The sequence below is a fragment of the Kouleothrix sp. genome (assembly GCF_046328425.1).
Lineage (GTDB): Bacteria > Chloroflexota > Chloroflexia > Chloroflexales > Roseiflexaceae > Kouleothrix.
Map to the genome: position 1 here is coordinate 349,896 of NZ_JAXLWP010000003.1, position 20,322 is coordinate 370,217.

The window sequence follows — 20,322 nt, forward strand, 5'->3', positions numbered from 1 at the left end:
GATCAGTTGTCAATATCGACAAATCTCGCGCAAATGGCGCGCCGCAGTGTAACGCACATGCCGCCGCGCGCATCGAATGAGCAAACGAGGCAGGCGCACGCCCAGCAGCTATCGACAGCGCGGGCACAGTCGTTTAGAATACCAGCGTGGAGCGCGATTGCGCTGCCGTTGGATGCCGGCGACTGGACAAAGCGAGGGGCGCGTGCCTGGGCCAACCATTGATGTCACCCTTTACGACGGCGAAGCAGCGCTGCTCGACGGGCTGCGCGCGGGCGATCCCGACGCGTGCACCTGCCTGGTCAAGCGCTACGCGCCGCTGGTTTATGCCAAAGCGCTGCGCATTCTAGCCGACGCCGACGAGGCCGAGAATGTGCTGCAGCTAACGTTTATCAAGGCGTGCGCGAAGTTCGGCAGCTTCGAGGGCCGCAGCGGCCTAGGCACCTGGCTGTATCGGATCGCCACCAACGAGGCGCTGATGCAGCTACGGCAGCGCCACGCCGCGCAGACATCGCTCGACGGGCTCGACGAGCGCATCCAGCCGTCCGAGCTGCCGCAGAATCTGCACGCCTGGCCGATCGACCCGGCGCGTGTAGCGCTGAACGACGAGCTGCACGCCCAGCTCGAGCGCGCGCTCGCGGCCCTGCCGCCAAGCCTGCGCGCGGTGTTTGTGCTGCGCGAAGTCGAGGGGCTCAGCACCGAAGACGCGGCGGCCGCGCTCGGCCTGGGCACGAGCGCCGTAAAGGTGCGGCTGCACCGCGCGCGGCTGCGGCTGCGCGAGCTGCTGGCGGGCTACCTTGCGGAAGGAGAGCAGGTATGAGCAAACCGCACACCCACGACGACGTCGCGCGCTGCCAAGAGCTGCTCGGGCAGCTGAACGAGTATGTCGACGGCGAACTGGCTGCCGAGCTGTGCCGCGACCTCGAAGAGCATATGGCCGGCTGCGCCGACTGCCGCGTGGTATTCGACACGCTGGCCAAGACGATCACGCTGTATCACCAGCTCGACGCGACGCCCATTGCGCTGCCGGCCGACGTCGAAGAGCGCCTGCTGCGCCGGCTCAGCCTGGGCGCGCCCTAGCCGCACAGGGAGCACGCCAACGCCAAAGCCCCAGGCATAACTGCCTGGGGCTTTTTGCTGGAGCCGGTGGTCGGGGTCGAACCGACGACCTGCTGTTTACGAAACGGATTAGCCATTTTTTCGATAGCTATCTCACGTCGCCAGGCGCGATAATTTGGCGTCCTGATACACAGGCAACACATCGCCAATCAATCGCCAGCTATCACTCCCAAACAACGTTCTACCCACACTTCTACCCACAGCCACCGGCCGGGGGTGTGCGATGAGCCATCCCCACCTTACTGCTACAGCCCACATCATCACCGACGCCGAGCGGGTGCTACGGCTGCTGATCGAAACCTCCGACAAGCCAGGCGCGCTTGAGATCGTCCCTGGCCGCACGCGCCTCGATGCTGAGGGTGCACCGACACACGATATTGAAATGCTCATGTGGACCAAAGACATGAGCGACGAGCAGCGCGCCAGCCTCCCTCACAAACGCAAGTTCCTCTTTGTAGACCCGACACAACCTACCACCATCGCAGCAGCGCTGCACTATGCGCGGGATATGCGCGATCGATATGGCAACGTCTATTTCGGGCGCTGCCTGTACGAGCCTGACCACAAAGGCAAGTACCGCCGTGATCAGCGCTTCGCCATCCCTAATCGGCTGGTGTTCGTTGACGATGTGAAGCCCGAGGACGGCCACGACTTTGCCATCTATATTCAGACCAGCGAGACTAGCGGCCACGCCTATAAAGTGCTCGATCGGTCGCTTAACGCCGTGCAGTACGCCGACACGGCGCGGCGCCTAGCTGCGCACTATGGCGGCGATGCAAGCGGCGTTGACTATGTGCAGCTCGGCCGATGGCCAAACACTATCAACACCAAAGGGCAGGCCGGGTGCGAGGGCTACCGCGTACGTTTGATGCGGTTTATGCCCGAGCAGGTAGAAACCCTTGAGGCAATCCGGGCGGCTTACCCTCAGCCCGAGAGCCTTGGGGGGAGTACACACGCGCCCCGCCATAGCGGGGCAGCGCCAGGCGATTGGCGCGGCCTGCCTGACGGTCTCGCGCTCATTACGAGCGGCCGATGGCGCTGGATGTGCGAGCATCGCCCGCAGATCAAAATGCTGCTTATCAAGCACGAGCCGGTGATCACCTACCGCAAGACTGGCCAGGCTGACACCACGCCGAGTGCGCAGCGCGCCGCCCTCGTGTCGAACTTGCTGCAGCTGCACTGCCCGCCGCCACTGGCCGAGATTCGCGCGGTAGCGCTGGCGTTGAAACCGCATATTGGCGCTGATTTGACAGATGAGCAATATCGCGCAGCAATCGACCGCGAGATTGTCACCTACCTGCACACGCACTACACCGCCAAAGGTAAGGACTACTGCCCGACGCCTACCATTGGCATTAAGGCTGCGCCGGCTGAGCCTCGGCCACGAGGGCGGCCTTACACGGCCGAACAGAGCCGCGCTGCACAGCTCGATCGGCTGCGCACTATCCTCCTGAGCTTGCCTACCAATGACTACGGCGTAATTACACCGAGCGCAACGGCGATCGCAGCCGAACTGGGCAAGTCGGCCAGGATGGTGCGCAACTATCTGCACGATCTGGCAGAGCGGGAGGAAATTAACTTTGCAGCCAGCGGCAAGGGCCGGCAGCTTTCAATCATCCTGCTCGATCGCTTTGGGAAACCAAAGCAGCCCGAGCGCGAGAAGGAAATTAAATCAGCACCAGATCAGCCGATCGAAGCGCCAATTTTGCGCATTGCAACGGCCGAAGCGCCTATAGCGCCACTCTTGCCCCATGAGAGTACAGGAGATCAGGGGGTGTATGTACCTCCCCCTACGCGCGAGGCAGTTTCCGACTTCCAACCGACCGAGCAGGCGCTGACGCCGGCGGAAGCGATTGCTGAAGCATTCGACGCGCTCGATGGCTGCAAGCAGGTGACGCTCTCACGCATCCGGCGCTACCTTGCGGCAAATTACCCATCACTCGCCATCTATCCGGCTCGGCTGGTGCGGCTGGTGGCCGAAGAGCGCACACGACGCCGCTATGCTAAGTCCGACGCACGCGAGGCCCGCAAGGCATCCAAGATGGGGCTTGCAGCCTTGCAGCGTCGATCGCGGGCGCTTGCGGCACAGGTAGCCGCGATTGAACGCACGCTGAAAACCGGCATTGAGCTACCGCAGGTGCTTGAGTTCGAGTATAACGGCAAGACCTACAAAACTCGAGCGCCAAAGACTCCAACCTTGCGCTACGCAGGCTATATCCGACATCTGGCCGGTATCTACGCCGCAGAAGAAGCGCGACGGCAGCCTGAGATAGAACTGACAACCCACGAGCTTTGGGCACAGGTTGACAAGCAGGCATACGCAGAGGCGCGGAAGCACATCAAGATGACCCGGCGCGGCCCGATTGTAGTGAATATGCCGGAGCCTAAACCTGGAGCAGAGCCTGAGGCATCACTCGCGGATTCGCTTATCGCACGCCTGCGCGCCCGGCAGGCTGCGCAGCAGGTGGCGCTATGAAGCGGCACAGCTTCAGCAGCCCGATTACCGCTGTATTTCGTGATGTATTTCTCATTACACTATAATCAAACATCCATTGACAAGTCGTTGACGTGATGTTACCATAGTGCATGAAATCCCCCCTGTTCCTTTCGAGGGCAGGGCGCGAAGCGGCAGTCCTAGGACTGCCGCTTCTGCATTCTAGGAGTGTCTGTGAGAGTAAACATCTATGTTGATGGCTTCAATCTATATTATGGAGCCGTGAAATCAACGCCATATAAATGGCTAAACATAGCTCAAATGTGTCAGTTAATGCTACCAAAACATACTATCCAAGATATAAAGTATTTTACGGCACGTATTACAGCTCGACCCAATGACCAAAGCCAGCCACAGCGACAAGCTACCTTTCTTCGAGCACTTAGTACACTTCCCAACTTGACCATTATTTATGGACACTTCCTTACAAATGAGGTTTGGATGCCAGTTGTTAACCCCGCACCTGGTGCCGCTTCATATGCTCATGTGTACAAAACAGAAGAAAAAGGCTCTGATGTCAATATAGCGACCCATCTCTTAAATGATGGCTATAAAGGGCGTTATGAGGCTGCAGCGCTGATTACAAATGACTCGGATTTATGTGAGCCTATTCGCATTGTGCGACAGGAGTTAGGGCTCGATGTTGGGCTGCTCAGCCCCTATGCACGTCCAAGTAAGGCTCTGCTACGTCACGTTTCCTTTGTAAAGCCTATTCGTGAAGGCGTTCTTCGAGCAAGTCAATTTCCTCCGATTATGAGTGACGCTGTTGGACAATTCCACAAGCCGACCAGTTGGTAATTGCAAATATTTTGTCGTGACACAATGCCCTCGGTGATGAGCCGAGGGCGTTGTATATACGAAAGACAATCCTACAGAAAGGTTAACCTGCGATAGCACCTCGGCCCTGCGCTGCTTGCGCTGGCAGCACCAGCGCCGCCCGTAAGCATCGCCGCAGAACTTCCGCGCGTCCTTTGCTCGCCTGGCCAAGCGGCGCACCAAGCAAGCCAGGCTAGGCCCTGCCACGAGCCGACCTGTTGCTTTATGGTGTGCTAATGATGATTGCCCACACGTGCAACAGGCATGATATACTCTTACCAGAAGCCGTGAACCACAACACGCTCTGACATCGCCACATCCTGCTGTGCGTCCCTGCTCGCCGCGCCTATCTTACTCCACTATCTCTGTGGCTGATGGTATCACTCTTGGTTTCGTCCAACAGAAAACCCGCCCCTAGCGGCCAAGCATAAGGCGGGCTTTCTGTACGAAGTATCGTTGCGCCGATTCTAGCATCGCCCCCGCCTCCTGGCAAGGTGTGCTCAGCTGCGCAACCCATCGCCGAGAACGTCTATGCCTGATGCAGCTTGCTTCGCTCGCCCGCTGATTTTTCGTGATGCACGCCCATTGGCCACCAGCTTGCACCTGCGATGGGAGGTGCGCCAATGGGCTTGAACGAGTCTGACACCCGCGCCAAGCTCATCGATCCGGCCATCCATGCCTGCGGCTGGACGGAGGATCTGATCAAGCGCGAGGAGACTGCCGGCCCGATCGAGATCATCGGCGGCAAGGCCCGCCGCCGGGCGCGTGGCCGCGTCGACTACACGCTGCGCGTGAAGGCCAAGCCCGACACTCAGCCAGTAGCAGTTGCGCTGATCGAGGCCAAGGCCGAGGATCTGCCCCCGGCCCACGGCCTCGAGCAGGGCAAGGCCTACGCCGACGCCCGCCGCGTGCACGTGCCGTTCGTGTTCTCCACCAACGGCCACCTGTTCGTCGAGTACGACCGCTTCACCGGCAAGACGAGCGCCCCGCGCCCGCTGGCTGAGTTCCCGACCCCGGCCGAGCTACGCGCCCGCTACGAGCTGCATGTTGGCTTCCGGCTCGACGACCCGGCCGCCGCGCCGCTGCTGGCACGCTACGCCGGCGGCGAGGCGACCCGCCGCTACTATCAGGATGCCGCTATCCGCGCCGCCCTGGAGAAGATCGCCCGCTGCGAGCTGGCCGGCCAGCCGCCGCGCGCGCTGCTGGCGCTGGCCACTGGCGCCGGCAAGACGTTTATCGCCGTCAATCTGCTCAAGCGCATCGCCGACGCCGGCCAGCTGCGCCGGGCGCTGTTTGTGTGCGACCGCGACGAGCTGCGCCTGCAGGCTTCCGGCGCGTTCCAGAACTTGTTCGGCGCCGACGCAGCGGTGGTCTCGGCGCGCGAGCCGCAGAAGAACGCCCGCATCCTGATCGCCACCTACCAGACGCTCGACGTGGCCGACGAGGGCGCGACCGCCAATTTCCTGACCAATAACTATCCCGAAAACTACTTCAGCCATATTGTGATCGACGAGTGCCACCGCTCGGCCTGGGGCAAGTGGTCGCAGGTATTCACCCGCAATCCCAGCGCCGTCCAGATCGGCCTGACCGCCACGCCGCGCGAGCTGGAGCTAAGCGCGCGCTCGGCCGAGGCCGCCGCCGACGCACAGATCACTGCCGACAACGTCAAGCACTTCGGCGAGCCGGTCTACGAGTACGATATCGGCCAGGGCATTGAGGATGGCTACCTGGCGGCCTGCGAGATCCGCCAGGGCCGGGTCGATATTGACCAGCGCGCCTTCACGGTCGATGAGATTTTGGCGCTCAATCCGGTCAACCCAAACACCGGCGCGCCGGCCACCCGCGACCAGCTGCGCGAGCTGTACGAGAAGACTAGCTATGAGGATCGCATCCTGCTGCCCGACCGGGTCTACGCGATGTGCCGCGACCTGTTCGAGCTGCTGCTCGACACCGGTGGGCCGCAGCAGAAGACGATCATCTTTTGCGTACGCGACCGCCACGCCGACGACGTGGCGCGGGTGCTGAACAACCTGTACACTGAGTGGTGCGCCGAGCAGGGCGTGGAGCGCGCCGAGCACTACGCCTTCAAGTGCACCGCCGCCAGCTCGGGCGGCGACTACCTGGCCGACCTGCGCGGCAGCTCCAGCGACTACTTTGTCGCCACCACCGTCGATCTGCTGACCACTGGCGTGGACGTGCCGGCGGTGCGCAATATTGTGTTCTTCCGCTACGTCAACTCGCCGATCAGCTTCTACCAGATGATTGGCCGCGGCACCCGGCTGGACGTGGCCAGCGGCAAGCTGATGTTCCGAGTCTACGACTACACCGACGCCACGCGCCTGTTTGGCGAGACGTTTCTGACCAAGCTGCGCGGCCCGCGCAAGACATCCGAGCGCCCCGAGGGCTACGACGCCGACGAGCCGCCCGAGCCGCCGGTGCAGGTGGCCGGGCTGGAGGTCGGGGTGACTGAGGCCGGGCGCTATATCATCACGCTGGTCGACGGCAAATCGACCAAGGTGACGGTAGAGGAGTACAAGCAGCGCCTGGCCGCCCGGCTGGTGGCCGAGGCGCCGACGCTGGAGGACTTCCGCGCGCGCTGGATCGAGGCGCCCGACCGCGAGACGCTGCTGGCGGCGCTGCCCGACGGCGGGCGCTCGGCCCAGGTGGTACGGCTGCTCGACCAGATGGACGACTACGACCTGTACGATGTGCTGGCCGACCTGGCCTACGGCATGGCCCCACGCACGCGCGCCGAGCGCGCCGGGGCGTTCAGCTACAAGCACGAGGGCTGGCTGGCGGCGATGCCCAAGCCGGCCGCGCTGACGCTGCGCGCGCTGGCATCTCAGTTTGCGCGCAACGGCACCGCCGAGCTGGAGAACCCGCGGATCTTCCAGACGCCCGAGGTTAAGCGCGCCGGGGGACTGCCTGCGCTGGAGCTTCTTGGGAAGCCGAATCAGATCTTGCACGAGACCAAGGAAAGGCTGTTTGCGGCATGACCACGCTCGATATGTTTGCGACCCAGGATCTTCCACGTGCGCTACCAAAGGGCTGGCGCTGGATAAAGATTAGGGAAATAGGCCCTGTAACAGACGGCGACTGGATTCTGAACACAGATTACTCGCCTTCTGGCGTCCGCTTGCTGCAAGTGGGAGACGTTGGTTCTGGCAAGTTCGTTGGAAAATCTTCACGATATATCACTGAAGAAAGGGCTAGAGAGCTTAACTGTACCTTTCTGCAGCCCAGAGATATACTAATCTCACGCATGCCAGATCCAATAGGAAGAGCTTGCATTTTACCTGACCTTGGCTACCCTTGTATCACTGCTGTTGATGTAAGTGTGTGGCGTCCTAGAGCTAATATTGCGAATCCCGAGTTTCTAAGTTTCTTCCTTAACTCACCAGATTGGTTTATTACAGTTGCGGCGCTAGCATCAGGTGCAACTAGAGCGCGTATTAGTCGCTCGAATCTTGAAAATATTGAAATCCCCCTCCCTCCACTCCCCGAGCAGCGCCGGATAGCGGCGATCCTGGCCGAGCAGCTCGCCGCAGTCGAGCGCGCCCGCGCCGCCGCCGCTGAGCGTCTGGCCGCCGCGCAGGCGCTGCCAGCCGCGTATCTCCGCGCCGTCTTCGAGAGCGAGGCGGCGCGGAGGTGGCCGAAAACGAAGCTAGGAAACCTATTGCAGTTACGAAAAGATGTGGTACATCCATATGACAATCCGCAAGGGATAGCTACTTTCGTTGGCCTCGAACATGTTGAGTCACAAACTGGCCGGCGAATAGGTGGTATCGAAATAGAAATGGCGGAACTAACAGGGCGAAAACCACGCTTCTACAAAGGCGATATAGTTTATGGCTATCTCCGCCCCTACCTCAACAAATTATGGCTTGCTGAGTTTGATGGACTTTGCTCCGTCGACCAATACGTTTACAGCGTGAAGCCTGAAATTGCGAACACCGAGTTCGTTGCTTGGTTCATGAGGAGTCCTGTTTACCTTGACCGCGCCCCTATCAATACAACGCCGGGACAACTACCACGTATCCGAACAGAGGAAGTGGTGACAGTCGAAATAAATCTACCCTCGCTGATGGAACAACAGCGAATCGCTGCAACTGTAACTGGTTGGATGGCTGCCGCTGCTGAAGCCCGCACTGCCATCGCGGCCCAGCTCGCCGCGATCGAGGCGCTGCCGGCCGCGCTGCTGCGCCGGGCGTTCAGCGGGCAGCTGTGAGGATGAAGCTGGTTCTAAAGTAAACATCGATTCAGCTAGAGAATATCATGGTCAGGATGTGCCGATGTGACGCAGTTCCCGAAAGATCCGTTGGTCGTCAGCTAAGATTGGCAATCTTCAGGTCAGATATTCCAGAGATACATCAAAACTTGACTTATTGAAGATATTTTGATCTTTGTACTAGAATATGGCTTCACAAGAAGTGTGAGGTGAAGAATGACCTACAAGCGTCGCGTTAACGGCCATATAAATTGGCTGAAAGGCCATTCAAAACAAAACACTCGAGATAAAACCGATAGTCTAACAAATAGACCATCTATCGATCGCATATCTGAGGCAAAGTTTGTGCCTGAAGAACGCGAGGCGGTGAGTTCTACGCACGGCTCAGTACCCAAGGCTGTCTCTAAAGAGGAAGTAAGCAAGCAACGAGCGCGTCAAATTGCAGGCACTAGTCTTTCATCTAAAACATCCCAACTAGAAGAGCCGCAGCTATCGGAAATGACTGTGCCAGCGCAAAACGGCATTCGCGACATCGCTCGGCGCATCACACCCGATCTGCTCAAAGCCGCTGCGATCAGCACCGTCGCCCTGCTCGCCGGTGGCGCGATTGGCGCTGTCGTTTTGCCAGCTCTGGCAGGTAAGCTCGCCCTCGATACCGTCGCGAGTTGGTTAGTAGAAACCGGCGGTGAGGCGCTGAAAAACTGGGTGATTGATTGGGCCAAAGACAAAGTCTTCAAGCCCGAAGATAATGATCGCGACACTGGGCGTCTGGCGCGCGCTCTCGATCAGGAGATGCGCCGCAACGATGATCTCGCCAAGACTGTTGTCGTAATGCTAGAAAAGCTCGACGCACGCGATGAAATCATTCGCGAACTCGCCAATGACGTCACCGAGCAAACCCGTATCATCCAATGTCTAGCCGATGATATTAAAGAATCTCGTGTCGAGAATCAGCGCCTGCGTGCCTGGAGCGAGCAGCTTAAGCGTCAGCTCAAACTTGAGCAGGAAACTGCGGCGACCGCTAATGTTTACGCTTCACAGGCACCTGCTGCCGCACCACTTGTCGAACAACAGCCGCCCACTGGGCCACCCAATGATGATCAGCAATTTCTTAGGGATTTACTCAGCTCGGATTGAAACAGAAAGATTCACATGCCCCGCCTCAGAAAAGTTGACGCCGCGGCCAGCGGCGCCGCGCCTAAGGCCAACGGCAACGGCCGCAAATTCGCCACCCAGCAGAGCCTCGACAGCTACATCAAGGCCACCTGCGATATCCTGCGCCGCTCAAACGTCGCCGGCGCGCTGCAGTATGTGCCCGAGCTGACCTGGATCCTGTTCCTGCGCATCCTCGACGAGCGCGAGGCCGCCGAGGCCGCCGAGGCCGAGGCGGTCGGCATCCCGTTCCGGCCCTCGATCGAGGCGCCCTACCGCTGGCGCGACTGGGCCGCGCCTGGTGGCTACAAGCGCATCGAGCTGCAGATGGGCGCAATGGGCGGCTTCCTGGCATTCGTCAACGGCGATCTGCTGCCGCACCTGCGCGGCCTGAAGGAGCAGCCCAGCGCCAGCCCGCGCCAGAAGGTGATCAGCGAGATCCTTTCAGGCGTCGAGCACGTGCGGATTGACACCGAGAAGAACACCCTCGACGTGCTCGACAAGGTTCACCAGGTCAGCCTCGGCAGCATCGACGATACCCACATCTTCGCGCTCTCGCAGGTCTACGAGGGCCTGCTGCTCAAGATGGGCGAGAAGGGTAACGACGGCGGCCAGTTCTTCACCCCGCGCGAGGTCATCCGCGCGATGGTTCGCGTGGTCGCCCCGCGGATCGGCGAGACGGTCTACGACCCAGCATCGGGCACCGGCGGCTTCCTGGCGCAGTCGTACGAGTACATGCGCGCGGCACTCGGCGACGATATCACCGCCGAGCAACTCGACACGCTCAGCCACCGCACCTTCTACGGCCGCGAGAAAGAAAACCTGATCTACCCGATCGCGCTGGCCAACCTGGTGCTGCACGGCATCAACCAGCCGAACCTCTGGCACGGCAACACGCTCACCGGCGGCGAGACCTACGGCGGCCTGTTCCAGTCGGCCCCCGCGCTCTACGACGTCATCCTGACCAACCCGCCCTTCGGCGGCAAGGAGGGCAAAGAGGCCCAGACCCACTTCGCCTACAAGACCGGCGCGACCCAGGTGCTGTTCCTGCAGCACGTGATCAGCAGCCTCAAGCCGGGCGGGCGCTGCGGGATCGTGCTCGACGAGGGCGTGCTATTCCGCACCAACGAGACCGCGTTCGTGCAGACCAAGCGCAAGCTGCTCGACGACTGCGACCTGTGGTGCATCGTCAGCCTGCCGGGCGGCGTGTTCAGCGCGGCCGGCGCCGGCGTCAAGACCAACCTGCTGTTTTTCACCAAAGGCCAGCGCACCGAGCGGATCTGGTACTACGACCTGAGCGATATCAAAGTCGGCAAGAAGACCCCGTTCACCCAGGAGCGCTTCGCCGAGTTCTTCGAGCTGCTGAAGACCCGCGCCGACAGCCCGCGCAGCTGGAGCGTCGATCGCAAGGCGATCATCGCCAAAAACTACGATCTCAAGGCCGTCAACCCCAACGCCCCCGACGAGGCCGATCGGCGTACGCCGGCCGAGCTGCTGGCGATCATCGACGCCAAGGGCCGCGAGGTCGAGGAGGCGCTGGCGCTGTTGCGGCAATGATAATTCTTCACGTGCTCGGCCGCCGCCCAAGAGAGCTATATGACCAAGATTGCAAGCAAGGCACGCTGCGCAGAACCGTTTGGGCATTTCTAAGAGAAGCACGAACCGGCCCCTACTCCGCTGGCGAGCGCAAAGGGGTATTCCTATGGGGGCGCTTCTGCGCCCCCATAATGGCTTCAGCTAGAAGCACTCGCACAGCTCGCGGGTAGCCTGCTCAGCCGCGCGCAACTTTTCGGCGCGGTCGGTGCTGCTCAGGGCCGGCATTGTCCGAGTCTGCGCCACTTCAATAATCTCGAGCGCAGTTTTGTGCCGGCACAGCCGCCCGCCCCTGCCCGCCTCGCAGTCGCACCCATTGACAGTATCAACCCGATGCACCAGGCCCGCGCGGCTGGTCGAGGGAACCAAGAAGCCGCCCGGCACGATGACGATCACAGGCAGCAAGACCAGCAGATCATAGCTGGCCTTATTCAGCGCGATCTGGCGCTTGGTGTCGCCAGCCATCACTGCTGCGCGTGTCAGCTCGGCGCTGGCCTCGGCGATTGCAGTGGGCAGTGGTAGAATAAGGTTTGCCATTGGGGTTACCTCCCTTTGGTAGTGCGCGCTCAGTGTCATCACCACTGAGCGCGCTTTTTTGTCTCTGCAACCGTATAATACATCTTATATCCCATTTTGTCAATTCTGTATTGACAAAATAGGATACAGAGATTACAATACACTCAATTCGGCATCGGTTGTATAATCGGAGGCATGAAAATTGTGCGAAGTCAAATGCGGCTGCTTGTTGCAGCGAAAGAACACCGTGAGCGGCGAAAGTTGAGCTTGCGTACGATCGTACAGGAGGCTGGTGTACCCATTTCCACGGTGCAAGCCATGATGAATGACACTGCACGCCGTGTGGAATTAGACGACATTGGTAGGCTCTGCGAGTGGTTGCCCTGTGAAGTCGGCGAGCTGTTGCGATTGGAATACATACCAGATGCACAGTAAGGCCGGGCGCGTGCTGGTAACACGCCCCGGCCATGGCCCCGATTGTAGCTTCAGGGCGCGGCTATTGTACGATGCCGCGCTAGAAAGGGCAATCTATGAACTTCTCGACTCTTCTAGCACTCCCCTTTTGGCTGGTACTGCTGCTGCGCTTTAGCATTGTGCCGGCACTGCGCCTCTCGCCCCTCACATTGATTGCACCCAAACCAATCGCGCGCCAATGGCGCGCCGTGCGCATGCTAAATGGCCGGCTGCTGGCTGTTCGTGTGCAGGTGGTGCTTCTATGAAAATACTCGCGATTCCTCTTTCCCTAGCTGGCCTGATGCTAGCGCTAATGCTCGGCGCGCCGCTGCGCGACCGATGGGAGCAAGACAACAACCACGCCCGCGCGCTACAACTGATTGAAGAACAGCGTCAGCAGTTCGACTTGCAGCAATACCAGATCGAGCAGCAGGCCACGCTGCCCGGCAAGATCGCCACGCAATATGGTCTGGTGATTCTCTTGCTAGTTGGTGGCGGCGGCATCTTCTACATCGTGTATGACGGCTACCGGCAGCGGCGCACGCCCTTGGTGCGCTACGACCCGAATAACCCACATGTCGCACGCTGGATGCTTGAGCAGGGCAACCAGGAGCTGATCGACGCAATGCTGCGAGCGCTTGAGTTGACCGGGCAAGCCCAAGTTGCCAAGGCAGTGCATCAGCCAGGGCAGTTGCCAGCCAGCTATGCGCCGCACCTGACGATCGCCACACCCAAGACCGGCGCCTTTGATACGCCACAGCTTGGCGCAGCAGCCGTCGCTACCGTGCCGACATTCGCGCAGCTGCTCGATGCCGGCCGCGTCGGGCGCGACAACCCTTTGCTGCTGGGCTTCGACGCCGAGAGCGGACAAGAGCTGGCGGGAACGTGGAAGGACTTGTACTCGGCGGCCATCGCGGGGGTAAGTGGTAGCGGCAAAACTACCACCGTACGGTTTCTAGCTGCACAGAGCGCCTTACACGGCGCACGCTGGGTCTTGCTCGATCCGCACGCCGAAGCGGGCGACGATAGCCTTGCAGGCACGCTGGCGCCGCTCTCAAGCACGTTTCTGTGTGAGCCAGCCACTAATGGGCGCACAATGCTAGCCAGCGTGCAGCTTGTCGCCGACACGCTCGATCGTCGGTTGAGCAACAAGAGCAGCGACCGCTGGCCGCTCATCTTGGCTGCCGATGAGTTCACCAGCTTGATGCGTGGTAGCCTGGCTGAGCCGCTGGCGAAGCTGATTGAGCGCATTGCCCAGGAGGGCCGCAAGGTGCTGGTGTTTGCTCTGGTGAGTGGCCAGGTGTGGACTGCCGAGCGCACCGGGGGTTCAGCCCTGCGTGACAGCCTAGCATCATGCTACGTCCATCGCATGAAGCGTCGGCAGGCCAACCACTTGCTGCAGCTCGGCGATGAGTTGCCCGAGACGTTAATGCTCCCGACCGGCCACGCGCTGTTATACCGCACCACGGGCGAGCTTGTAGAGGTGGCCATACCCAATACTACCGCTGCCGACGTCGAGCGCGTAGGTAGTCTCTTGGCATCGCCCAGGCTTACCCTACTGCCAAATCTAGGCCAAAAATTAGCCCAGGATATGCCTACGGTCGGCCAAACAGATGCCACCGACAATCAGGCATATTCCGCGCCAACAAGCGCTGAAGCGCTGCGCGTCGTGCAGATGTTCCGCGAGGGCATGGATCTTTCAGCGATCGTACTCGAGCTGCGCGGCGTGCGCTCAAACGAGGGCAAGCGCTACCAGGTAGCACTATCTGACGTGCAGGCGCTGCTACGGCAGGGGCTACGTGGCACGGCATAAAAGGCGTGCTGCTACGCCAATCGAAGGCACCCGGCATTGGGTCGGGTGCCTGAAGAGGTGAGGGATTATGAAACGTTCCTATAGTCTTCCCTGGCATTACGTGGCCGGCGCCCTTGCCATGGTTCTTCCGTTTGTTCCACACAGACTCAACAACGAATATGATGGCGAAAATACACCAGCGCCGCAATACAAGCAACCCTTCATCAGCTCAGAAGCATCTGATTGGTCAGCCTTGATAACCTTCTCGGAAGGAAAGGCTGAATTCTTCGTGCGAGGTGACGAAACCTCAGCAACTATTCAATGTGTACGGGCCAAGATTCGTTTGAAGGATACCGGAAAGAAACGAACCAAGGGCCGGGGCAAGAACATGCACGAGATACCGATCTTTACTAGCACGCTGCACTTTCACCACCTACGGCACACGTGCCTGTCATGGCTAGGGGATACTGGCGCCAGCGACATGATCTTGAAGGCGATCGCCGGCCACTCCAACAGTAATGTAACGGATCGCTATGTCCATGTCAGCATTTTAGCGATGCGCAACGCAGTCGAAGCCCTTGAGCGGGCGATGCTTCACCCAGCAGAAACAGCCCACTCAGTTGAAGCAGAAGTAGGGTAAATTGATGATCTACGTACACTTCTACCCACAACGCCCCCTGATGGCGGCATTTTGGGCAAAAAAAAGAGAGCGGATTTACCGCTCTCTAATGCCTGGAGCCGGTGGTCGGGGTCGAACCGACGACCTGCTGTTTACGAAACAGCTGCTCTACCACTGAGCTACACCGGCGCGCACGCAAGCCATTATAGCATAGCAGTGCTGCCGCTGCAACCACCGCTGCAACCGCCGCAGGGCTCGTGCAACGTCTGTCGACCCTCCCCTTCCCCCTCCCCTGTCAGGGGAGGAGCATCTGGCTGTGTGGTGCGGTCGCGCCGCGACCGCCTGCAACTCCCTCTCCCACGCGGGAGAGAGGGGTAAAAGGAGTGAGGGCCGACGTTGTACCAGCCCTGGCAACCACCGCTGCAACCGCAAAAGCCTGCGGCGCGCCGGCATACCGGCGCGCCGCAGGCTTGCTCGAGGCCGGCGCTACTTCTGCTTGCGCAGCTCCTCGATCCGCACCGCCAGCTGGGCGATCTTGGCGCTCAGCTCGTCGATATCGCGCTTCGAGGGGATGTTCAGCCGGTTCAGGAAATCTTCCATGCCCTGCTCGACGCGCGTGCCGACCTTCTCGGCCTGCTGCTCGACGCCGTTGGTGTTCTTGCGCAGCCGGCTCTGCACTTCGCGCAGCAGCTTCTCGGCATCCTTCTGCGCCAGCTCGCCGCGCTCGACCAGCTTGTTGACGAACGACTCGGTCTCGTCGCGGCTCAGCGCCACCGCGCCAATGCCCGCCAGCAGCAGCTTGCGCAGCCCCTCGACGAACGTGCTGCTCGCGTCTTTGCCATTCTCGACCACGTCGTGTACTTTGACTTCGACTTCCTCGGTCATGACTTTCCTCCTGAGCACATGCTCTATGTCACTACCCGGTTATTCATCGCTATAACGCATTGCGTTATAGTCGCAGTATAACACACCGCGTCATGGATGTCAAGCCACCCCCGCCGGCAAACTTGCCGTGCGGCGCGCATATGATTATACTGACAATCATCAACCTAACAACTCGCCATTCCCCGGCATTTGCGCTCGCCCAGGAGGAAGTGTATGCCACCGCAGCCTATTCGCATCCTGCACCTTTCCGACTTCCAGGTAGGCAAAGAGCCCGACAACAACCGGGTGTTGTTCAAGCCGATTATCGACCTGGTGCGCGCGCGAAAAGATGCCGGCGCCCCGCCCGACCTGGTGTGCATCACCGGCGATATTGCCTACAGCGCGCAGCCCGAGCAGTATACGACGTTTACTGAAGAGTTTCTGTACCCGCTCGCCTTCGAGCTTGGCGAGCAGATCTGGCAGCACACGTTCGTAGTGCCGGGCAACCACGACGTCGATCGCACGCGGGCCACGCTCATGATGCGCATGCGCGACCGCATTCTCGAGCTGGTGCCAAACCTCCTGAACCCCGACGCAAACGGCCTAGCCGAGCGCCACGATAACCTGCTGCCGCGATTTCGGGCCTTCGCCGAGGCCGAGCAGCCCAACCACAATCAGTGGCTGCTGGCAGAACATGGCTATCAGGCGCAAGTAGTTACCCTGCACAATCGCCAGATCGGCATCCTGTGCCTCAATACCGCCTGGCTGTCGGGCGATAAGCACGATCGCCACCAGCTTTCGCCGGGCCTGAGCATTGCGAAACAGGCGCTCGAGCGCAAAGATCTGCGCGAGTGCGACACGCTGATCGTGCTTGGTCACCACCCGATCGACTGGTTTACCGATGGCGATGTCAGCGAGTTTTACGCGCTGTTTGGCCGCCACCACGTGATCTACCTGCACGGCCACACCCACAACACTGTGCTTGGCCAGGAAGAAGGCGCGGGGTACGATTTTCTCTCGCTACGGGCCGGCGCGGCCTTCGCCGCCCACGAGAACGAGCATTGGGTCGGCGGCTGCTCGTGGTACGAGCTGGCATTGCCCGAACGCCAGCTTTCGGCCGAGCCGCTGCGCTGGCAACCCGCTCGGCGCGACTGGCTGCGCGAGCGCGGCCACGAGCACGGCACCGCGCTGCTGCCCGAACGCTACTACGACAGCGATAGCGAGCGCTGGCAGTTCTCGCTCGGCCAGCAGGCCAGCAGCAAAGATCCGACGCCGCGCTCCGATGGCTGGGAGCTGATCAATACAACCTTCCTGGCACAGCACCAGACCGACTCGGCCGACGAGCAGATCGTCAAAGATGTGCTGCACTATTTCGACGGCGGGCAGCCAGATTGGCGCATTCTGCTGGCACATACCGCCAGCCAGGACGGCGCGCCATCGGCGCCGTATGTGCCGCAGCGCGCGCTGGCGCGCGATCTCAAACGCGCGCTGGAAGAAGCACGCCAGCGCGCCAGCGTCGACATCACCATGCTCACCGGCGCGATCGGCGAGGGCAAATCCACAGTGCTGCGCCAGGTGGTGTGCGACCTAGCGCGCGACGGCGATCGCTGGACGGTGATCTGGCACAGCGACAGCGAGCAGCCGCTGCTGAAAAGCTTCCTGATGAGCCTGCCCGGCTCGCGCTGCTACCTGATTGTGTCCGACGACGCCGAGTCGCTCGTGCGTAGCGTGTTTGAAAACGCCCAATGGCTGCGCTCGGCCAACCGCCGCAACTTCCATTTCTTGCTGTGCTGCCGCGATACCGACTGGCTTGCAGTAAAAGGCCGCGACCTGCTGGAGCGTTATCGCGACGTGCCGGCAGCGCTCTTTACGCTCAAAGGCCTGGTGCCCGACGACGCCCAAGCCATTGTGTGGGCGTGGCAGCGGCTCGGCCCTGAAGGCCTGCGCGATCTATACGCCGAGCAATTCGATATTGCCCAGGCTACCAGGCAATTTGTGAAAGAGGCACACTCCGAATCCAATGCCACGATTGGCGCATTCCTCGGCGCGCTGCTGCGCGTGCGCTTTGGCGAAAACTTGAAAATGCACGTTGAGCAGCTGCTGTGGAAGCTTCACGAGCGGCCCGCGCCGCCTAAGCCGAACGGCAACCTCATGGATGCGTTCGCGTATATCGCGGCAATGCACGCCGAAAATCAGCTGATCCTTTCGAAGCCGGTGCTGGCCGAAGCGCTGCACTGCACCACCGGCGAGCTGCAGGCCCAGGTGATCAAGCCGCTCGGCGCCGAGGCGTTTATGAGCGCCAGCCGGCTGACGCTCACGCGCCACCGCTCGATCGCCAAAGCCGCCGTCGAGATTCTGGCCGAAGACATGCTCAGCGAGCTGGGCAAGGATACATTCGACGACCTGTACGCCGAGCTTGTGTGCGCCGCCGAGCAGCTTTCGCTCGATAACGCGCCGCGCGAGTATGTCGAGGGCTTTCGCCAGCTGCCCGAGGCGCTGCGTAAGGGCGGCAACGCCCCGGCCGGGATCCACGCGGCGCGCGGGCTGCTCAGGCGCTGGCCAGGCAACCTGGCGTTTCTTGTCGATCTTTCCAAGCTCTACCGGCGCGATAAATCGCCCGAGCACTCGGTGCGGCTGTTTCGCGACCCCGAGCGCACGCCGTACCCCTACGACCGCGCATGCTACAACGAGTGGGCCACCGCCGAAGGCCTGATCGGCCGCGCCTACCTCGATGTCTGGCTCTCGGGCGTTGCGCTCGCCGACGATATCGAGCGTAACCTGAAGCTGAACATGGCCGTGATGGCGCTTAATGGCCTGACGATCGCCTTTCACCGCGTATTTATCGATTCGAGCCAGCGCGATCAGCAGGCCATCGCGTCCTGCGGCGCCGCTGCCCAGCTTGCACGCCAGCTCGACTATAGCGGGCGTATTTCTTCAAACGATGCCTGGAAGCAGGTTTCTGGCTGCCTCGAGACCTGCAAGGAATATGGGATCGAACCACTCGAGCCGGCTGTGGCGCTGCAGCAGATCGCCAGCGGCATTCAGCAGGCCTGGCACCACTGCGAAGAAGATCTGCCCAGCTGGGATTGGCTGCCCCAATCAAGCCGGCTGACGTTCGCCGATCTCGAGCGCAAATTCGTGGTGTAGCAAACGCGAAGATCGCGGACTTCTTAATACACACAAGGAAACGACCATCATGCCCCAACCAATGCTGATCGGCGGCGAGCGCGTGCCAAGCGTTACCGGCGAGTACTTCGAGGTGTACGACCCAGCCACCGAAGAGCTGGTCGACCGCGCGCCGATGGCTAGCGAAGACGACGCGCGCCGCGCTATTGCCGCCGCCAATGCCGCCTTCCGCAGCTGGCGCCACGCCACCGCCCACGAGCGCGCCGAGCTGCTGCACGAGGTCGCGCGTAAGATCCGCGCGCGCACCGACGAGCTGGCGGCGCTGCTGACGCGCGAAGGCGGCAAGCCGCTGGTCGAGAACCGCGACGAGATGGGCTGGAGCGCGGCGTGCTTCGACTACTACGCCGAGCTGCAGCGCAACGCCCGCGGCCGCGTCATCCCGTCGGTCGAGCCTTCGCAGCTGGCGCTGGTGCTGAAAGAGCCCTACGGCGTGGTGGCGGCGATTGTGCCGTGGAACTACCCCATCCTGCTGATGAGCTGGAAGGTCGCGCCCGCGCTGGCCGCCGGCAACACCGTGATCATCAAGCCCAGCGAGATGACGCCGCTCAGCACGCTGCTGTTCGCCGAGATCTTCGACCACCTGCCGCCCGGCGTGGTGAACATCGTCAGCGGCTACGGCGCGACGGTTGGGCGCGAGCTGGTGGTGAGCCGCGATACCCACATGATCGCGTTCACCGGCTCGTTCGCCACCGGCCGCGAGATCGCGCGCCTGGCGGCCGAGCGCGTCAAGCGCACCCACCTCGAGCTGGGCGGCAAAGATGCGTTTATCGTGGCCGAGGACGCCGACCTCGACGTGGCGGTGCCGGGCGTGGCATGGGCCGCGCTGCTCAACGCCGGCCAGGTATGCACCAGCACCGAGCGCGTGTATGTGCACGCCAGCATTGCGCAGCCCTTCACCGAGCGGTTGGTCGATTATGTCAAAACGCTGCGGCTCGGCCCCGGCAGCGACCCAGCCACCGATATCGGCCCGCTGATCGGCGAGCGCTACCGCCGCAAGGTCGAGGAGCATGTCGACGAGGCTCGCCAGCGCGGCGCGCGCATTCTTGCCGGCGGCCGCCGCCCGCCGCAGCTCGCGCGCGGCTTCTTCTACGAGCCAACCGTGCTGACGGGCGTCGACCACTCGCACCGGATCATGCACGAAGAGACATTTGGCCCCACCATCCCGATCATGGCCTACCGCGATTTCGACGAGGCGATCGCGCTGGCCAACGATTGCGACTATGGCCTGGGCGCGAACCTGTACACCAGCGACCCGAAAAAGGTCAAGCAGTACTACGAGGAGGTGAAGGCCGGAACGTGCTGGGTGAACGACCCGCTCACCGACAACGACGCCGGGCCATTCGGCGGCATGAAGTTCTCGGGCGGCTCGCGCGAGCTGGGCGAGGAGGGCCTCGAGGCCTTTCTTGAAACCAAGCACGTGCACTGGGATTTCAGCCAGGAGCGCAAGCCGTGGTGGTACCCCTACGGCCGCACAGGCGCGGCCGAGTAGGCAC

At 61.3% G+C, this 20,322-nt stretch carries 16 protein-coding genes and 1 tRNA gene; 14 read left to right on the forward strand and 3 right to left on the reverse strand.

Annotated elements, in window-relative coordinates:
* Positions 1-202 precede the first annotated feature (202 nt).
* From U0177_RS01425 to U0177_RS01460, 8 genes are all read left to right on the forward strand, one after another.
* Complete coding sequence (locus tag U0177_RS01425; protein ID WP_409568797.1) at positions 203-817, forward strand: RNA polymerase sigma factor; 615 nt, start codon at positions 203-205, stop codon at positions 815-817.
* Positions 814-1,077, forward strand: coding sequence for an anti-sigma factor family protein (locus U0177_RS01430; RefSeq protein ID WP_409568798.1), 264 nt, complete (start codon positions 814-816; stop codon positions 1,075-1,077). Before U0177_RS01425 ends, U0177_RS01430 begins: the two co-directional genes overlap by 4 nt.
* Positions 1,078-1,339: 262 nt before the next feature.
* Positions 1,340-3,592 carry a hypothetical protein gene (locus tag U0177_RS01435; RefSeq protein ID WP_409568799.1) on the forward strand — a complete coding sequence of 751 codons (2,253 nt, stop codon included), beginning with the start codon at positions 1,340-1,342 and terminating at the stop codon, positions 3,590-3,592.
* A 192-nt stretch (positions 3,593-3,784) separates the two neighbouring features.
* Entirely contained in the window at positions 3,785-4,408 is a 624-nt protein-coding gene (locus U0177_RS01440; protein WP_409568800.1) for an NYN domain-containing protein, read from the forward strand.
* Between the two features lie 641 nt (positions 4,409-5,049).
* Entirely contained in the window at positions 5,050-7,422 is a 2,373-nt protein-coding gene (locus U0177_RS01445) for a DEAD/DEAH box helicase family protein (protein WP_409568801.1), read from the forward strand.
* On the forward strand, positions 7,419-8,654 hold the full coding sequence (locus tag U0177_RS01450) for a restriction endonuclease subunit S (RefSeq protein WP_409568802.1): 1,236 nt from the start codon (positions 7,419-7,421) through the stop codon (positions 8,652-8,654). Before U0177_RS01445 ends, U0177_RS01450 begins: the two co-directional genes overlap by 4 nt.
* Before the next feature lie 216 nt (positions 8,655-8,870).
* A complete protein-coding gene (locus U0177_RS01455; protein ID WP_409568803.1) occupies positions 8,871-9,791 on the forward strand; it encodes a hypothetical protein in 921 nt (306 codons plus the stop codon).
* Between the two features lie 15 nt (positions 9,792-9,806).
* Positions 9,807-11,363, forward strand: coding sequence for an N-6 DNA methylase (locus U0177_RS01460; RefSeq protein WP_409568804.1), 1,557 nt, complete (start codon positions 9,807-9,809; stop codon positions 11,361-11,363).
* 180 nt (positions 11,364-11,543) lie between these two features.
* Here U0177_RS01460 and U0177_RS01465 read toward each other — a convergent pair whose 3' ends face one another.
* Positions 11,544-11,936 (reverse strand): hypothetical protein, encoded by a 393-nt coding sequence (locus U0177_RS01465; RefSeq protein WP_409568805.1) that lies wholly within the window; start codon positions 11,934-11,936, stop codon positions 11,544-11,546.
* 195 nt (positions 11,937-12,131) lie between these two features.
* Here U0177_RS01465 and U0177_RS01470 point away from each other — a divergent pair, with 195 nt between their 5' ends.
* The 4 genes from U0177_RS01470 to U0177_RS01485 all read left to right on the forward strand — a co-directional run bounded on the left by U0177_RS01470 (position 12,132) and on the right by U0177_RS01485 (position 14,800).
* Positions 12,132-12,350, forward strand: coding sequence for a helix-turn-helix domain-containing protein (locus U0177_RS01470; protein ID WP_409569073.1), 219 nt, complete (start codon positions 12,132-12,134; stop codon positions 12,348-12,350).
* Between the two features lie 95 nt (positions 12,351-12,445).
* Complete coding sequence (locus tag U0177_RS01475; RefSeq protein WP_409568806.1) at positions 12,446-12,634, forward strand: hypothetical protein; 189 nt, start codon at positions 12,446-12,448, stop codon at positions 12,632-12,634.
* Positions 12,631-14,181, forward strand: coding sequence for a helicase HerA domain-containing protein (locus U0177_RS01480; protein ID WP_409568807.1), 1,551 nt, complete (start codon positions 12,631-12,633; stop codon positions 14,179-14,181). Before U0177_RS01475 ends, U0177_RS01480 begins: the two co-directional genes overlap by 4 nt.
* 67 nt (positions 14,182-14,248) lie before the next feature.
* Positions 14,249-14,800, forward strand: a complete 552-nt coding sequence (locus tag U0177_RS01485; protein ID WP_409568808.1) for a tyrosine-type recombinase/integrase — start codon at positions 14,249-14,251, stop codon at positions 14,798-14,800.
* A gap of 93 nt (positions 14,801-14,893) precedes the next feature.
* Here U0177_RS01485 and U0177_RS01490 read toward each other — a convergent pair.
* Positions 14,894-14,968 (reverse strand) — tRNA-Thr (locus U0177_RS01490).
* A 297-nt stretch (positions 14,969-15,265) separates the two neighbouring features.
* Positions 15,266-15,664: a phasin family protein gene (locus tag U0177_RS01495; protein WP_409568809.1), complete on the reverse strand. Its 399-nt coding sequence runs from the start codon at positions 15,662-15,664 to the stop codon at positions 15,266-15,268.
* A gap of 213 nt (positions 15,665-15,877) precedes the next feature.
* On the opposite strand from U0177_RS01495, the gene U0177_RS01500 reads away from it, so the two are divergent.
* Together U0177_RS01500 and U0177_RS01505 are read left to right on the forward strand one after the other, a co-directional pair.
* Positions 15,878-18,790, forward strand: coding sequence for a metallophosphoesterase family protein (locus tag U0177_RS01500; RefSeq protein WP_409568810.1), 2,913 nt, complete (start codon positions 15,878-15,880; stop codon positions 18,788-18,790).
* A 49-nt stretch (positions 18,791-18,839) separates the two neighbouring features.
* Positions 18,840-20,318 (forward strand): aldehyde dehydrogenase family protein, encoded by a 1,479-nt coding sequence (locus U0177_RS01505; protein ID WP_409568811.1) that lies wholly within the window; start codon positions 18,840-18,842, stop codon positions 20,316-20,318.
* Positions 20,319-20,322 lie beyond the last annotated feature (4 nt).

Coding starts and splice junctions, on each gene's coding strand:
- U0177_RS01430 (WP_409568798.1), top strand. CDS start 814: ATGAGCAAACCGCACACCCACGACGACGTCGCGCGCTGCCAAGAGCTG.
- U0177_RS01435 (WP_409568799.1), top strand. CDS start 1,340: ATGAGCCATCCCCACCTTACTGCTACAGCCCACATCATCACCGACGCC.
- U0177_RS01445 (WP_409568801.1), top strand. CDS start 5,050: ATGGGCTTGAACGAGTCTGACACCCGCGCCAAGCTCATCGATCCGGCC.
- U0177_RS01450 (WP_409568802.1), top strand. CDS start 7,419: ATGACCACGCTCGATATGTTTGCGACCCAGGATCTTCCACGTGCGCTA.
- U0177_RS01455 (WP_409568803.1), top strand. CDS start 8,871: ATGACCTACAAGCGTCGCGTTAACGGCCATATAAATTGGCTGAAAGGC.
- U0177_RS01460 (WP_409568804.1), top strand. CDS start 9,807: ATGCCCCGCCTCAGAAAAGTTGACGCCGCGGCCAGCGGCGCCGCGCCT.
- U0177_RS01465 (WP_409568805.1), bottom strand. CDS start 11,936: ATGGCAAACCTTATTCTACCACTGCCCACTGCAATCGCCGAGGCCAGC.
- U0177_RS01470 (WP_409569073.1), top strand. CDS start 12,132: ATGCGGCTGCTTGTTGCAGCGAAAGAACACCGTGAGCGGCGAAAGTTG.
- U0177_RS01475 (WP_409568806.1), top strand. CDS start 12,446: ATGAACTTCTCGACTCTTCTAGCACTCCCCTTTTGGCTGGTACTGCTG.
- U0177_RS01480 (WP_409568807.1), top strand. CDS start 12,631: ATGAAAATACTCGCGATTCCTCTTTCCCTAGCTGGCCTGATGCTAGCG.
- U0177_RS01485 (WP_409568808.1), top strand. CDS start 14,249: ATGAAACGTTCCTATAGTCTTCCCTGGCATTACGTGGCCGGCGCCCTT.
- U0177_RS01495 (WP_409568809.1), bottom strand. CDS start 15,664: ATGACCGAGGAAGTCGAAGTCAAAGTACACGACGTGGTCGAGAATGGC.
- U0177_RS01500 (WP_409568810.1), top strand. CDS start 15,878: ATGCCACCGCAGCCTATTCGCATCCTGCACCTTTCCGACTTCCAGGTA.
- U0177_RS01505 (WP_409568811.1), top strand. CDS start 18,840: ATGCCCCAACCAATGCTGATCGGCGGCGAGCGCGTGCCAAGCGTTACC.